This is a genomic window from Streptomyces sp. NPDC053427 (assembly GCF_044544985.1).
In the GTDB taxonomy this organism is placed as follows: Bacteria; Actinomycetota; Actinomycetes; order Streptomycetales; family Streptomycetaceae; genus Streptomyces.
The window spans coordinates 355,665-370,531 of the sequence record NZ_JBITYA010000002.1 but is presented as its reverse complement, the minus strand read 5'-3'; the positions used below and the strand labels follow the sequence as shown (position 1 = coordinate 370,531).

The 14,867-nt window shown below is 72.9% G+C and carries 10 protein-coding genes and 1 pseudogene; 10 read left to right on the top strand and 1 reads right to left on the bottom strand.

From position 1 onward, the window contains the following. From ACIGWZ_RS06390 to obgE, 6 genes and pseudogenes are all read left to right on the top strand, one after another. Window positions 1–549: pseudogene (locus ACIGWZ_RS06390) on the top strand (hypothetical protein); the annotation flags it as partial. A 47-nt stretch (window positions 550–596) separates the two neighbouring features. Then, window positions 597–1,397 carry a TIGR03936 family radical SAM-associated protein gene (locus tag ACIGWZ_RS06385; RefSeq protein WP_400061411.1) on the top strand — a complete coding sequence of 267 codons (801 nt, stop codon included), beginning with the start codon at window positions 597–599 and terminating at the stop codon, window positions 1,395–1,397. Between the two features lie 219 nt (window positions 1,398–1,616). Beyond that, window positions 1,617–5,330 carry a ribonuclease E/G gene (locus ACIGWZ_RS06380; protein ID WP_400061409.1) on the top strand — a complete coding sequence of 1,238 codons (3,714 nt, stop codon included), beginning with the start codon at window positions 1,617–1,619 and terminating at the stop codon, window positions 5,328–5,330. A gap of 229 nt (window positions 5,331–5,559) precedes the next feature. Continuing rightward, window positions 5,560–5,880: a 50S ribosomal protein L21 gene (rplU, locus tag ACIGWZ_RS06375; RefSeq protein WP_393542324.1), complete on the top strand. Its 321-nt coding sequence runs from the start codon at window positions 5,560–5,562 to the stop codon at window positions 5,878–5,880. Window positions 5,881–5,894: 14 nt separating this feature from the next. Then, window positions 5,895–6,152, top strand: coding sequence for a 50S ribosomal protein L27 (gene rpmA / locus ACIGWZ_RS06370; protein ID WP_030066598.1), 258 nt, complete (start codon window positions 5,895–5,897; stop codon window positions 6,150–6,152). 142 nt (window positions 6,153–6,294) lie between these two features. Beyond that, window positions 6,295–7,731, top strand: a complete 1,437-nt coding sequence (gene obgE / locus ACIGWZ_RS06365; RefSeq protein WP_400061406.1) for a GTPase ObgE — start codon at window positions 6,295–6,297, stop codon at window positions 7,729–7,731. A 144-nt stretch (window positions 7,732–7,875) separates the two neighbouring features. On the opposite strand, the gene ACIGWZ_RS06360 is transcribed toward obgE, so the two are convergent. After that, complete coding sequence (locus tag ACIGWZ_RS06360) at window positions 7,876–9,972, bottom strand: hypothetical protein (RefSeq protein ID WP_400061404.1); 2,097 nt, start codon at window positions 9,970–9,972, stop codon at window positions 7,876–7,878. Between the two features lie 490 nt (window positions 9,973–10,462). Here ACIGWZ_RS06360 and proB point away from each other — a divergent pair, with 490 nt between their 5' ends. From proB to ACIGWZ_RS06340, 4 genes are all read left to right on the top strand, one after another. Then, window positions 10,463–11,560, top strand: a complete 1,098-nt coding sequence (gene proB / locus ACIGWZ_RS06355) for a glutamate 5-kinase (RefSeq protein ID WP_400062013.1) — start codon at window positions 10,463–10,465, stop codon at window positions 11,558–11,560. Between the two features lie 271 nt (window positions 11,561–11,831). Further along, window positions 11,832–12,326, top strand: coding sequence for a hypothetical protein (locus ACIGWZ_RS06350; RefSeq protein ID WP_400061402.1), 495 nt, complete (start codon window positions 11,832–11,834; stop codon window positions 12,324–12,326). Between the two features lie 397 nt (window positions 12,327–12,723). Continuing rightward, window positions 12,724–13,992, top strand: a complete 1,269-nt coding sequence (locus ACIGWZ_RS06345; RefSeq protein WP_400061400.1) for a glutamate-5-semialdehyde dehydrogenase — start codon at window positions 12,724–12,726, stop codon at window positions 13,990–13,992. Between the two features lie 157 nt (window positions 13,993–14,149). Next, window positions 14,150–14,764: a hypothetical protein gene (locus ACIGWZ_RS06340; protein ID WP_400061398.1), complete on the top strand. Its 615-nt coding sequence runs from the start codon at window positions 14,150–14,152 to the stop codon at window positions 14,762–14,764. The last annotated feature ends 103 nt before the right edge of the window (window positions 14,765–14,867 follow it).

The window sequence follows — 14,867 nt, the reverse complement described above, 5'->3', positions numbered from 1 at the left end:
GGTGTGGGCGCGGCGCTGGCGTGGCTGGCGCGCGGCGTCGCGGCGGCCGTCGCGGCCCTGGTCCGATGGGTCGTGATCGTCCCGGCCGTCGCACTGTGGCGGTGGGTGCTCCAACCGGTCGGACGGGCGCTGGCCACCGCGGTGACCGTGGTCGCCCGTGAGGTCGCCGATGCCGTCGGGCTCTGCTGGCGGGCCGCGGGATTCGTCTCCCGGGCGATCGGCCGCTTCCTGCGGACGCTGCTGCGCCATCTCGTCGCCGAACCCGTCCGCTGGGTCTACCGGACCCTGCTCACCCCGCTCGGCCACGGCATCCGGGACGGCATCTGGCGCCCGGTCCGGCGGGGCCTGGCCGATGCCGGCCGCGCCGTCCGCGGCGCGCTGAGCGCCGCCCGGCACAGCGCGCGCCGGACCCGCCGGGAAATCCGCCACGCCCTGTTCGGCGCGCCCGGAAAACCGGCCCGGGAAGAAGCCGAACCGCCCCGGCGGGAACCGGGCACTCCCGGGGCACGTACTCTAGGTAGCAGTACGACCGCACTCACGAAGGACTGAGCGAACTGGGCAAGCGACAGCCCGAAGGCCCGCCGCCCGCACCGGCGGTGCAGCGCATCCGACTGCGCTACACCAAGCGCGGCCGCCTCCGGTTCACCAGCCACCGCGACTTCCAGCGAGCTTTCGAGCGGGCGCTGCGCCGCGCCGAGGTCCCCATGGCCTATTCGGCGGGCTTCACCCCGCACCCCAAGGTGTCGTACGCGAACGCCGCCCCGACGGGTACGGGCAGTGAGGCCGAGTATCTGGAGATCCAGCTCACCGAGCGCCGCGACCCGGTCAAGCTCCGCGAGCTGCTGGACGAGTCGCTGCCGACGGGGCTCGATGTGACCGACGCCGTCGAGGCACACACCAGCGGTCTCGCCGACCGGCTCGAGGCCTCGGTGTGGGAGATCCGGCTCGACGAGGTCGAGCCCGCCGCGGCCGCGGCCGCCGTCGAGGCGTTCCTCGCGGCCGAAGAGGTGCAGGTCCAGCGCCGCACCAAGAACGGCATGCGCAGCTTCGACGCCCGTGCGGCGGTGCTGAGTCTGGAGGCCGCCGAATGCCAGGGCGATAGGCCCGACGGCAAAGCCTGTGCGATACTGCGGCTGGTTGTTCGGCATCTGACACCCGCCGTACGACCCGACGACGTCCTGTCCGGTCTCCGAGCTGCGGCCGACCTGGCGCCGCCGGTCCCCGCTGCGGTGACCAGGCTGGCGCAGGGGCCGCTCGATGCGGAGTCCGGCACGGTGACCGACCCGCTTGCGCCCGACCGCGACGCTGCCACGGCCGCCCCATCCACGGCCGCCGGGCCACGTGCCGCGAAGGCGGCGAGCGGGGCCTCCCCGGCAGCCGGGGAAGGCACTGCGTAGGACCGTCGTCGCCGCGTCGCCGATCAGCCAGGGAACGTCCCCGGCCCGGCAGACGCACTGACCAGGAGACTTTCGCCGGTCCCCGACCTACGGGCCCGGCGAGCGAGACGACAGCTCCCGTGCGGCGCCCACGCCCCGGACGGCGGAACCGCGCTCATCACGCGGGCCGCAGCCGGATTCAGGCGCGGCGCCCGGGAGCGTGACGGGAGAACCGCCCGCATGCTCGAACCAATTGAGCCCAACGAATCCGCGCCGTCCACGGACCGTGGCGTGGACGACAACCACTCACCCAGTGACACCCTGCCGCCGCGCCGCAGGCGCCGCGCGGCATCCCGGCCGGCCGGTCCGCCGGTCGGCACCGCCGAGGCCGCGGTGGTGAGCGCCGAGAGCCCGGCGGCGGCGCAGCCCGCCGCCGAGGAGCCCGCCGCATCCGCGGTCGTCACCGGCGACGAGGCCAAGCCCGCCCGTACCCGCCGCCGCGCCACCCGTAAGGCGACCGCGCCCGCCGGGTCCCCGCAGGCCGGCGACGCCGAGCCGGCCGAGGCCGAGGTCCCGGCCGCCGTCGAGGCCCCGGCGGCCGAAGAAGCGGCCAAGCCCGCCCGTACCCGCCGCCGCGCCACCCGTAAGGCGACCGCGCCCGCCGGATCGCCGCAGGCCGGCGACGCCGAGCCGGCCCCGGTTGCTGTCGAGGCGCCCGCGCCCGCCGCCGAGGCCGCCCCGGCCGCCGCGCCGGAGGACGACGCCAAGCCCGCCCGTACCCGCCGCCGCGCGACCCGCAAGGCGACCGCGCCCGCCGGGTCCCCCCAGGTGAGCGCCGCCGAGGAGACCGCCGCGGCGGTCGCTTCCGTCGTCGAGCCCGTGGCCGCACCCGTCGCCGAGGAGGAGCCCGCCGAGGCCCCCGCCGCGGAGGCCAAGCCGGCCCGTACCCGCCGCCGCGCCACCCGTAAGGCGACCGCACCCGAGGGCGCACCGCAGCCCGTCGAGGAGGCCGCCCCCGCCGCCCGCGAGGCCGAGCCCGCCGAGGCCGCCGAGCCCAAGCGCCGTGCGCGGCGCCGTGGCGAGCGGGCCGTGGAGCCGGTCGCCGAGCCGGCCCGCGCCGAGGACGAGGCCGCGCCGGAGGCTCCGGCGCGCGGCCGCCGCCGGGCGCAGCGGCCGCCGACCGCCGTCTTCCAGGCGCCGGTCTTCGCCGAGCCGATGTTCCAGACCCCGGAGAGCGCGGCCGCCGCGCACGCCGCGGCCCGCCAGGAGGAGACCGCCGTCGAGCCGGCCGCCGAGGAGCAGCCCGCCGCCGGTGCGCGTCGCCGCCGCCGTCGCGGTGCCCCGGTCGAGCCGCAGGTCGTTGCGCCCGTCGAGGAGCCGGAGGCCGAGGAGGCCGCTGAGCCCGAGGAGGCCGAGGAGGCCGAGGCGCACGGCGACGAGGAGTCGGGCGAGCGTCCCTCGCGTCGCCGCCGTCGTGGCGGCCGTCGCCGCCGTCGCGGTGAGCTGGCCGAGGGCGGCGAGGAGCAGCCCGAGCAGGGCCGTACGGCCGAGGAGCTGGAGGCCGAGGAGGCCGCCGAGTCCGAGGAGGAGGCCGAGGAGGCGGAGGCCGCCGAGGAGCAGCAGGGCGGCGGCTCCAGCAGCAGCCGTCGTCGCCGTCGCCGTCGTCGCCGCAGCGGTGAGCCCGGCGAGGCCGAGGCCGGTCAGACCGACGACCCCGAGCGCACCGTCGTCAAGGTCCGCGAGCCCCGTAAGAAGGACGAGTCGACCAGCGCCGACGAGGTGCAGTCGATCAAGGGCTCGACGCGCCTGGAGGCCAAGAAGCAGCGTCGCCGCGAGGGCCGCGAGCAGGGCCGCCGCCGGGTGCCGATCATTACCGAGGCGGAGTTCCTGGCGCGCCGCGAGGCCGTCGAGCGGGTCATGGTCGTCCGCCAGAGCGGCGAGCGCACCCAGATCGGCGTGATGGAGGACAACGTCCTCGTCGAGCACTTCGTCAACAAGGAGCAGGCGACCAGCTACGTCGGCAACGTCTACCTGGGCAAGGTGCAGAACGTTCTGCCCTCCATGGAGGCCGCCTTCGTCGACATCGGCAAGGGCCGCAACGCCGTCCTGTACGCCGGCGAGGTCAACTTCGAGGCGCTGGGCATGGCCAACGGGCCGCGCCGCATCGAGACCGCGCTGAAGTCCGGCCAGTCCGTGCTGGTGCAGGTCACCAAGGACCCCATCGGCCACAAGGGCGCCCGGCTCACCAGCCAGGTCTCGCTGCCCGGCCGCTACCTGGTCTACGTGCCCGAGGGCTCGATGACCGGTATCAGCCGCAAGCTCCCGGACACCGAGCGGGCGCGGCTGAAGCAGATCCTCAAGAAGATCGTCCCCGAGGACGCGGGCGTCATCGTGCGCACCGCCGCGGAGGGCGCGAGCGAGGAGGAGCTGGCGCGCGACGTGCAGCGCCTCCAAGCGCAGTGGGAGGAGATCCAGAAGAAGGCGAAGGCCGCTTCCACCAGCTCTCCCTCGCTGCTCTACGGCGAGCCGGACATGACCGTCCGAGTCGTCCGCGACATCTTCAACGAGGACTTCTCCAAGGTCATCGTCAGCGGTGACGACGCCTGGGAGACCATCCACGGCTATGTCGCCCACGTCGCGCCGGACCTCACCGACCGGCTGCAGAAGTGGACCTCGGACGTCGACGTCTTCGCGACGTACCGCATCGACGAGCAGCTGATGAAGGCGCTGGACCGCAAGGTCTGGCTGCCGAGCGGCGGTTCGCTGGTGATCGACAAGACCGAAGCCATGGTCGTGATCGACGTCAACACCGGGAAGTTCACCGGCCAGGGCGGCAATCTCGAGGAGACCGTCACCAGGAACAACCTGGAGGCGGCCGAGGAGATCGTGCGCCAGCTGCGGCTGCGCGACCTCGGCGGCATCATCGTGATCGACTTCATCGACATGGTGCTGGAGTCCAACCGGGACCTCGTCCTGCGGCGCCTCCTGGAGTGCCTGGGCCGCGACCGCACGAAGCACCAGGTGGCCGAGGTCACCTCGCTGGGCCTGGTCCAGATGACCCGTAAGCGGGTCGGCCAGGGCCTGCTGGAGGCCTTCTCCGAGCCGTGCGTCCACTGCAACGGCCGCGGCGTCATCGTCCACATGGACCAGCCGACGTCCGTCGGCGGTGGCGGCAAGCGCAAGAAGAAGGGCAAGGGCGCGCCGGCCGAGCCGCACGTCCACGAGGTCGAGGCGGCCGAGCCGACCCCGGACGGCGGCGCGCCGGAGCTGGAGCCCGCCCCGGTGACCGAGGCCGAGCTGCAGCCCGCGGTGGCCGACGCCGACGAGTGGTTCAGCAGCCCGGCGGAGGCCGAGGCGGCCGCCGGACGCGGCCGTGGCCGCCGCCGGGTGAGCCGGAAGGTGTCCGCTCCGGCGGGCGCCCCCAAGGCCGCCGCGGAGGCCGCCGCGATCGTGGTGCCGGCCGAGCCGGTGGCGGAGCCCGTCACCGAGCCGGAGCCGGCCGCGGAGGCCCCGGTGGCCGAGCCCGTGCCGCCGCGTCCGCGCCGCCGTGCGACCCGTAGGGCGAGCGCTCCGGCGGGGTCGCCCGAGGTGTCCGCGGAGTCCGCGGGGACGGTCGTCATCGCGGCGCCGGCCGCCGAGGCGGAGCCCGTCGTCGAGACGGTGGCCGAGCCCGTGGCGGAGCCGGTCGAGGCGCCCGCCGAGGTCGAGGCCGCGCCCGCCGCCAAGAAGACGGCGAAGAAGGCGACGACGAAGAAGGCCGCGGCCAAGAAGACGACGACCGCGAAGAAGACCACGGCCAAGAAGGCGGCGGCGAAGAAGACCACCACCGCCAAGAAGGCCACGGCCAAGAAGACCACCACGAAGAAGGCGACGACGAAGAAGGCGGCGGCCAAGAAGACCGCCGCCGCCGAGCAGGCCTCGGTGGCGTCGGTGTCCGCTTCCACGGAGGACTGAGCACGACACCGGCCCCGGACCGCTGCGGTGGTCCGGGGCCGGTTTGACCCCCTGGTCGAGGCCCCGTAACCTTGACCGTCGGTGTCTGTGTGACACCAAACCCCTGAGCAAACACCTCTCGGCTCCGCCGAGGGAGGCCGCTCGTCCACTCGGATTCCACGGGCCGTATCCCGAGCCCGTGTGAGCGGCTGGCATCAGAGGATCCGTTCCTAGCGAAAGAGAGTTCCGCGTGTACGCGATCGTGCGCACCGGCGGACGCCAGCAGAAGGTTGCTGTTGGCGACGTCATCGAGGTTGACCGCATTTCCACCAGCAAGGTCGGCGACACCGTCGAGCTCTCCACGCTGCTGGTCGTCGACGGTGACGCGGTCACCAGCGACCCCTGGGTCCTGGCCGGCGTCAAGGTCCAGACCGAGGTCGTCGACCACCACAAGGGCGACAAGATCCGGATCCAGAAGTACAAGAACAAGACCGGCTACAAGAAGCGGATCGGCCACCGCCAGCTCCACACGGCGCTGAAGATCACCGGCATCGACGCTCCGGCGAAGTAAGGGACTGAGGAGACATGGCACATAAGAAGGGCGCATCGTCCACTCGGAACGGTCGCGATTCCAATGCTCAGCGGCTCGGCGTGAAGCGCTTCGGCGGTCAGGCCGTCCTCGCCGGTGAGATCCTGGTCCGCCAGCGTGGCACCCACTTCCACCCGGGCACGGGCGTCGGCCGCGGCGGCGACGACACCCTGTTCGCCCTTGAGGCCGGCGCGGTGCAGTTCGGCACCCACCGTGGCCGCAAGGTCGTGAACATCGTCCCGGTCGCCCAGTAATCACGGCACGGACGTAGCACAGCACACACCAGGGGCGGACCGCCTCCCGCGCGAGCGGGAAGGCCGGTCCGCCCCTGGTGTGTTACGACAGAGACATTCCGCAGTACGCAGACATTCCCGTTTATCTGGAGGCACCCCCACCATGACCACCTTCGTGGACCGCGTCGAGCTGCATGTCGCCGCGGGTAACGGAGGCCACGGCGTGGCCTCCGTGATGCGGGAGAAGTTCAAACCGCTGGGCGGCCCCGACGGCGGCAACGGCGGCCGCGGCGGCGATGTGATCCTGGTCGTCGACCAGGACGTCACCACGCTCCTCGAATACCACCACCACCCGCATCGCAAGGCCACCAACGGTGCGCCCGGCGCGGGCGACAACCGTTCCGGCAAGAACGGCCAGGACCTGGTGCTGCCGGTCCCCGACGGCACGGTCGTGCTCGACAGGAACGGCGAGGTCCTCGCCGACCTCGTCGGCCAGGGCACCACCTTCATCGCCGGCCAGGGCGGCCGCGGCGGACTCGGCAACGCCGCGCTGGCCTCCGCCCGCCGCAAGGCCCCCGGCTTCGCGCTGCTCGGCGAGCCCGGCGAGGCCCGCGACATCGTCCTCGAGCTGAAGACCGTCGCGGACGTGGCCCTGGTCGGCTACCCCAGCGCCGGCAAGTCCTCCCTCATCTCGGTCCTCTCGGCCGCCAAGCCGAAGATCGCGGACTACCCCTTCACCACCCTGGTGCCCAACCTCGGTGTGGTGACCGCCGGTTCGACCGTCTACACCATCGCGGACGTCCCCGGTCTGATCCCCGGCGCCAGCCAGGGCAAGGGCCTGGGCCTGGAGTTCCTGCGGCACGTCGAGCGCTGCGAGGTGCTCGTCCACGTTCTGGACACCGCGACCCTGGAGTCCGACCGCGACCCGGTCTCCGACCTCGACACCATCGAGGAGGAGCTCACCCAGTACGGCGGTCTCGACAACCGTCCCCGGGTGGTCGTCCTCAACAAGATCGATGTGCCGGACGGCAAGGACCTCGCCGACCTGATCCGCCCCGACCTGGAGGAGCGCGGCTACCGCGTGTTCGAGGTCTCGGCGGTCGCCCACATGGGCCTCAAGGAGCTGTCGTACGCGCTGGCCGACATCGTCGCCAAGGCCCGTGCCGCCAAGCCCGTACAGGAAGCCACCCGTATCGTCATCCGGCCCAAGGCCGTGGACGACACGGGCTTCACGGTCACGGCCGAGGGCGAGAACTTCTTCCGCGTCCGGGGCGAGAAGCCCGAGCGCTGGATCCTGCAGACCGACTTCAACAACGACGAGGCCGTCGGTTACCTCGCCGACCGCCTGAACCGCCTGGGCGTGGAGGACGCGCTGCGCAAGGCGGGCGCCCACGCCGGCGACGGCATCGCCATCGGCGCCGAGGACAACGCCGTCGTGTTCGACTGGGAGCCGATGATGGCGGCCGGGGCGGAGATGCTGGGCCGCCGTGGCGAGGACCACCGTCTGGAGGCGCCGCGGCCGGCCACGCAGCGCCGCCGGGACCGGGACGCGCAGCGGGACGAGGCCGACGAGGAGTACGACGGCTTCCGCCCGTTCTGACGGCGCCCCCCGGCGGCCCTTGCGGGCGGACCGGGTACGCGCGACAACGGGGAAGGCCCCGGGAGGAACTCCTCCCGGGGCCTTCCCCGTGTCCGCCGGATGTCGCAAAGCCGCTGTGCGGGGCCGTGGGCGCCCCGCTGCGGGCTAGACGGCCGCCGGTGCGTCCGAGGCGCCGCTGGACTCGCGGTCGGCCGTCTCGTCGGCTTCTGCGTCGTCCACGGCACTCTGCGCCCGCTGCCCGGGGATACCCGCCAGCCGGCTCTCCATCCGCACCCGCCGTTCGTCGGCCTTCGCACCCAGTGCCAGCGCGGCCTGGTTGAAGCGCACCGGGGACGGCGGGTCCGACGGGCCGAGCAGATGCTCCTTGAGCTCGGCGCGCTCGGCGGCGAGGGTGTCGCGCTCCGGGTTGCGCACGGCCTCCAGGAGCCCGGCCACGCCGTCCGCCTCGGGCGTGAGGATCGTCGCCGCCCGGACGGTGGGGAAGTTGGCCCGGAAGTCGGCCTCGTCCATCCCGGAAGTGTTGGCGACCGCGTACGGCTTCTCGCTGGTCAGGTAGTCGGAGACGACGCTGGAGACGTCGCTGATCAGCACGTCGGCCTGGTTGAAACAGCCGAAGATGCCGGGCCTGGCGGTCGTGATGATCAGGTGCTGCCACTGCGGGAAGGAGTTCCAGTACGCCTCCTCCCAGGCGTCCACGGCGGCCGACACGGCGGCCGAGCGGCCCTCCTCCGGGGTGCCCTGGAGCCGCATCCGCTCCAGCTCGTCCGCGCTCTTGCGGAAGCCGGAGGTGGTGAGCCGCTGCAGCTCCTCGGTGCGGCGGTCCAGCTCGGCGGCGGCCTCCGGGCCGGGCTGCGCACCGCTGCGCCGGCCGTTGGCCTCCGTGATCATCGCCTGGATACGGGCGTTGGCGGCCTTGGCCCGCGGGTCGACGGAGCCGGTCATCGGGTGCGGCTTGTACACCAGCCGGACGTCCTCGTCGGCGAGCAGCTCGCGGACGATGTTCTCGCCCGCCAGGATCACCGAGGTGTTGCCCGGGTTGCCGTCCCAGCCCTCCCAGGTCGGGGCGTACAGCACGGTGGTCGGCCGGCCGGCCGGGGCGCCCTCGTACGGCAGGATCGGGGACAGCTGCGGACGGCCGACCTCGACGACGTCCTTGTCCTCGACGCCGATGTCGGCGAGCTGGTAGCGGTCGCGGGCCGCCGGGCCCGCCACCCAGACCTCGTCGTAGGCCTTCGCGTACGGGTTGCAGGACGAGAGCTTGTCGCTCTCACCGTGGTTGATGAAGGCGTGCTTGATGGAGGGGATGCGCAGGATCTGCGAGGTCTTGCCGGAGTTCGCCGGGTGCAGCAGGACCTTGAGCGCGGAGTGCTCCAGACGCATCAGGTTGGCGACCTTGGGGATGCAGACGATCGGGATGTCCGTGGCCTCGATCTTCTGGACCATGAAGCGCTCGCGGAGCACGATGATCGGGTTGCCGTCCAGGTCGGCGAGGGTGCTCAGCCACATGTTGGCCTGGTAGGCGGACGAGGCGCCGCCGGAGAAGTACATGCCGACGGTGGGCCGGTACTCCGCGAGCCAGTTGTCCAGCCACTCCAGGGCGCGCCGCTCCGAGACGACCCGCTTCTTGGGCAGCAGCCAGGTGCCCAGGTAGACGGTGCCGGCGGCGGACAGGACCAGGGAGACGGCGATGCCGATGCCGCCCCAGTACGCGTCCGTGGTGATCGAGGTCAGCATCATGCCCGTCGTGGTGGGCACCGAGAAGCGCAGCAGCCGCCGGCCGGTCTGGCGGGAGAGGATGCGCGGCGGGGCGTCGGACAGCCGCAGCGTACTGGCGTCGATGTTCCGCGTCACGAACGGCAGACTGCGGGTCCGCCGGACCAGCACCGCGACCGCCTGGCACACGAAGTGGGTGCCGTAGAAGAGCAGCAGCGTGATGGTGAGCGGCGCCTGCTCCTCGAGCGGGTTGATGCCGTCGATGTGCAGCAGACCGACCAGTATCAGCATGTCGCGCAGCAGCTGGCGCACTGTGACGTCGAACCGGATCCGGCCGAGCACGGACAGCAGGCCGGGCTGCTTGTGCTGGAGGATCAGGTCGAGTCCCAGGTTGACCACGGACGCGGCGATGAACAGCGGGATGACGGGCAGCAGCGCACCGACGAGCTGAGCGGCGAACGCGAGCATCATCGCGATGAGGGCCGCGAGCTGTACGGCTCGGCGGGGGACGATTCCGGCGGAAGGCACGGGGGAGGGCTCCTGGCAGCAATAAAGGTCAGGGGGAGGCCGAGGGGGGCGGCCGGGTCCCGCGCTGCGACACCGCCGGAGCGGCGAAACGGGACCGATGGACACCCGACCGTATGACCTTGTTGGCCTTGGTGACAATCTGCTGTGGCTCTCATCACCGCGAAAGCGGACCAATCGAACGCAACCTGTTGGCCGCGGCCGCCGTCTTAGAAATTCCCGGACAACACCGGGACGTCGCCGGCCGGTGGCACGGGCATTCCTTCGGGTGTCCCTAGGTATAGGGGACCGGACGGCGGCGACGCCCCGGCGAACCCCGGTGTCCGCGCGGGCGTCCGTCAGGCGATATCGAAGCGCACCGGTGGGCCGACCTGCCGTAGATTGCGCCCGTAGGGGCCGTACGACGAATCGGGCACGGATCGTCCGTACGGCAGCGGGACCGGCGAGCACAGGGGTTACAGAAGTGGCAGGCGCAACAGGCGCAAGGCAGGACGTGGCGGACGCCCGGCGGATCGTGGTGAAGGTCGGCTCGTCCTCGCTGACCACCGCCGCCGGGGGGCTGGACGCGGACCGCGTGGATGCGCTGGTGGACGTGCTGGCCAAGCACCAGGACAAGGAGGTCGTGCTGGTCTCCTCCGGTGCCATCGCGGCCGGCCTGGCGCCGCTGGGGCTGGAGCGGCGCCCGCGCGACCTGGCCCGGCAGCAGGCCGCCGCCAGCGTCGGGCAGGGCCTGCTGGTGGCCCGCTACACCGCGTCCTTCGCCCGCTACGGCCGCCGGGTCGGCCAGGTCCTGCTGACCTCCGACGACACCAGCCGCCGCGCCCACTACCGCAACGCCTACCGCACCCTCGACCAGCTGCTGGCCATGGGCGCCGTACCGATCGTCAACGAGAACGACACGGTCGCCACCGATGAGATCCGCTTCGGCGACAACGACCGGCTGGCGGCGCTGGTCGCCCATCTGGTGCGCGCCGACCTGCTGATCCTGCTCTCCGACGTGGACGGCCTCTACGACGGGGACCCCGCCACCCCCGGCACGTCCCGGATAGCGGAGGTCACCGGTCCCCAGGACCTGGAAGGCGTCTCCATCGGGAGCGCGGGCAAGGCCGGCGTCGGCACCGGAGGCATGGTCACCAAGGTCGAGGCGGCCCGGATCGCGGCCGCGGCCGGCATCCCCGTCGTCCTGACCTCCGCCGTGCACGCCGCCGACGCGCTGTCCGGCGGCCCGACCGGCACCCACTTCCTGCGCACCGGCCGGCGCTCCGCCGACCGGCTGCTGTGGCTGGCGCACGCCTCCACGCCGCAGGGCGCGCTCATCCTGGACGACGGCGCCGTGGCGGCCGTCGTCGACCGGCACTCCTCGCTGCTGCCCGCCGGCATCGCCTCCGTCGAAGGGGAGTTCTCCGCCGGGGACCCGGTCGAGCTGCGGGACGCCGGCGGCCGCGCGGTGGCCCGTGGGCTGGTCAATTTCGATGCCCGGGAAATCCCCCGTTTGATGGGACGTTCGACCCGCGATCTGGCCCGTGAGCTGGGCCCCGCCTACGAGCGGGAGGTCGTCCACCGTGACGATCTCGTGCTGCTGCACCGCTGAGAACCTGCCGCGCCACTGACGGCCGTCACGCCGGGAAAACACCGCGGGGCCATCGGAAATCACCCTCCCCGCGACGGTGTGAAGTCCAGCCTTTCCGCGGAGACCTTCGCGAAAACCGCCCCGCGAGGGCCCGCGGGCTGGTCAACTTTGTTGCGGGGGCGCCGTAGGGGAGCGGCGCCCGCAGCGCGCGAGCGCACACGCCGAAGTACGACCGCACAATCGGCTCCGCACCTCGGGAGGGCGGAGCGATTCGCATCACAGGAGGCCGCCGGTGAGACGAGGGCGCCCGGGGGCTCTGCCCCGAGGGACGGCGGAGCGCGCACTGACCAGCGTCCGGGCCGGCGACGACGCCGACCGCCCGGACGACGAGCGTACGGAGCGGAACGGGACGGCCCCGGCGGCGCCGGAGGGCGAGCGCCGGGAGGCGTCCCGGCTGTGGCACATCACCCTCAGCGTCTCGGGGGCCGAGGCTCCCCTGAAGGAGGTCCGGCGCTCGCTCGAACAGCTCGCCCACGACCATCCCTTCCTGCTGACCAGCCGTTACGCCAACGACCATGCGGAGATCCGCTACTGGGAGGAGGCCCGGGACCTGCACGACGCCGCGGCGGTCGCGCTACGGCTGTGGGGCGAGCACCGCTCGACGGCCAAGCTGCCGCCGTGGGAGATCGTCGGCCTGGAAGTCATCGACCGCGAGACCTACCACCAGCGCATCGCCGAGGGCTACGGACCGCCTCCGGCGTCGCCGGTCGGGGTGCATCCGTACTAGATGCCGCTGTGCTGGTCGTCCAGTACTGGATTCCGTGTACTGGATTCCCGTGTACTGGATTCCCGGGTACTGGATTCCCGGGTACTGGTTCACCCGTATCGGACCACCTCGTACCGGATGGCCTCCTACGGGATCACCCCGTACCGGATCACCTCCTACGGCGTCGCCCCGTGCGGGTCGCCCCGTACGCGGTCATCTCGCACTGGATCACCCCGTACCGGACCGGGAATCACGGGAATACCGCCCCGGACCCACCGCGTTGTGGCCCCGCAGGGGGCCCTCGCATCCCCTACGGGATGTGTTCGCCCACCCCCTACGGGCCCGCCCCGCGGTCCCGTACGTCCCGCACTGTGAAATCCGGCGTGGCCGCGGCCTGCCACCGAGCTACGCTTCGGCCATGACCAGCAGCGCATCCCACACCTCGCCCGTCCTCGAGACCGCCCGCCGCGCGAAGGAGGCGGCCGCCCACCTGGCGCCGCTGCCGCGGACGGCCCGTGACGGGGCGCTGCTCGCCATCGCCGACGCCCTGGTGGCGCGCACCGACGCCATCGTCGCCGCCAACGCCGAGGACATCGCCAAGGCGCGCGCCGCCGGCACCTCGGAGTCGATCGTGGACCGGCTCACCCTGACCCCGGAGCGGATCGCGGCGATCGCCGCGGACGTCCGCGACGTGGTGGCGCTGCCCGACCCGGTGGGCGAGGTCGTGCGCGGCTCGACCCTGCCCAACGGTCTGGACCTGCGCCAGGTCCGCGTCCCCCTCGGCGTCATCGGCATCATCTACGAGGCGCGGCCCAATGTGACGGTCGACGCCGCGGCCCTGTGCCTGAAGTCCGGCAACGCCGTGCTGCTGCGCGGCTCGTCCTCCGCGTACGCCTCGAACACCGCCCTGGTCCAGGTGCTGCGGGACGCCGTCGAGGGCGCCGGGCTGCCTGCCGACGCGGTGCAGCTGGTGCCCGGCGAGAGCCGCGACTCGGTACGGGAGCTGATGCGCGCCCGCGGCCTGGTGGACGTGCTGATCCCGCGCGGCGGCGCCTCGCTGATCCGTACGGTCGTCGAGGAGTCCACCGTCCCCGTGATCGAGACCGGCACCGGCAACTGCCACGTCTACGTCGACGAGGCCGCCGACATCGACATGGCGATCGACATCCTGATCAACTCCAAGGCGCAGCGGCCCAGCGTCTGCAACGCCGCGGAGACCGTCCTGGTGCACGCCGGGATCGCCGAGAAGTTCCTGCCGCGGGCCCTGGAGGCGCTGACCGAGGCCGGGGTGATCGTGCACGGCGACGCCGCCTGGCAGCAGGCCGGCCCCGGGCTCGTCGCGCCCGCCGACGACGAGGACTGGGCAGCGGAGTACCTCTCGTACGACATCGCGGCGGCCGTGGTGCCCGACCTGGACGCGGCGGTGGCGCACATCCGCCGCTGGACCTCCGGCCACACCGAGGCCATCGTCACCACCTCGCAGGCCGCCGCCCGCAGGTTCACCCAGTTGGTGGATTCCACCACCGTCGCGGTGAATGCCTCCACCCGCTTCACCGACGGCGGCCAGTTCGGCTTCGGCGCCGAGATCGGCATCTCCACCCAGAAGCTGCACGCCCGCGGCCCCATGGGCCTGCCGGAGCTCACCTCCACCAAGTACATCCTCACCGGGGACGGGCACACCCGCTAGCGCCGTACGGCGTGGTGGGCCGGGGCGGGAGCCGTTGCGGGTCGCGGTTGGTGGTTCTCCCGTGGTCGTGGTCGGCGGGTCTCCCGCGGGGTGCGGCTGGTCGTTCTTCCCGGGCGGATCCCTGCCCAAAACGCGCGGCCGGGGCTACCCTGGACGGGTGCCGGACGACGTGGGGGGCAAGCCGTTCCCGGACGGCGAAGAGCCCGACGAGCACCACCACGGGAGCCACGGAAAAGCGGATGAGGAATTCGCTTCCGTGGTCTTCGACGAGGAATTCGTCCGGTCCGCGCGGATCCATGAGCCCTCGGCGGTCGAGCGGATGCTGGCCGCGGCCGAGGCGCGCGCCGAGGCCGAGGCGGCCCGCTCGGTGCCCGGGTTCGGTCCCGAGAGCGCTGACGGCCCCCAGGGCCGGGACGAGGCCGTAGGGCGCGCCGACGACTACGACGTGTACGGCGGCTACGGGGAATACGCCGAGCACGGCCCGTACGGCCCCTACGGCGGGTCGCTGCGCCCCTACCGCGGCGCGCCCCGCTGGCACCGGCCGATGGCCTGGGTGCTGGCCGTCGTGATGGGCATCGGGCTGGTCGCGCTGGCCTTCAGCGCGGTCTATCGCGGGGCCTCCGGCAAGAACCAGGGCCCGGCGCCGCGGCCCGCCTCCAGCGAGCCGTCCTCGGGCGACCCCAAGGGCGTCCGCACGATACGGCCCGGGCTGCTGCCCTCCGCGTCCGCCGAATCCGCGCCGTCGGCCTCCGCGGGGCACCGCGCGCACTGACCGCGCACCCGGCGGGCCGGGCGAGGGGAATCCGGCGGGCCGGGCGGTGGGCGAAACGGAGCGGTCCGGTGAAGTTGGCGTCCGTCCCAGCGTTTACCTTCGC

Excerpts from the sequence above, each read along its gene's own strand:
- ACIGWZ_RS06380 (WP_400061409.1), top strand. The coding sequence starts at position 1,617 with ATGCTCGAACCAATTGAGCCCAACGAATCCGCGCCGTCCACGGACCGT.
- rpmA (WP_030066598.1), top strand. The coding sequence starts at position 5,895 with ATGGCACATAAGAAGGGCGCATCGTCCACTCGGAACGGTCGCGATTCC.
- obgE (WP_400061406.1), top strand. The coding sequence starts at position 6,295 with ATGACCACCTTCGTGGACCGCGTCGAGCTGCATGTCGCCGCGGGTAAC.
- ACIGWZ_RS06345 (WP_400061400.1), top strand. The coding sequence starts at position 12,724 with ATGACCAGCAGCGCATCCCACACCTCGCCCGTCCTCGAGACCGCCCGC.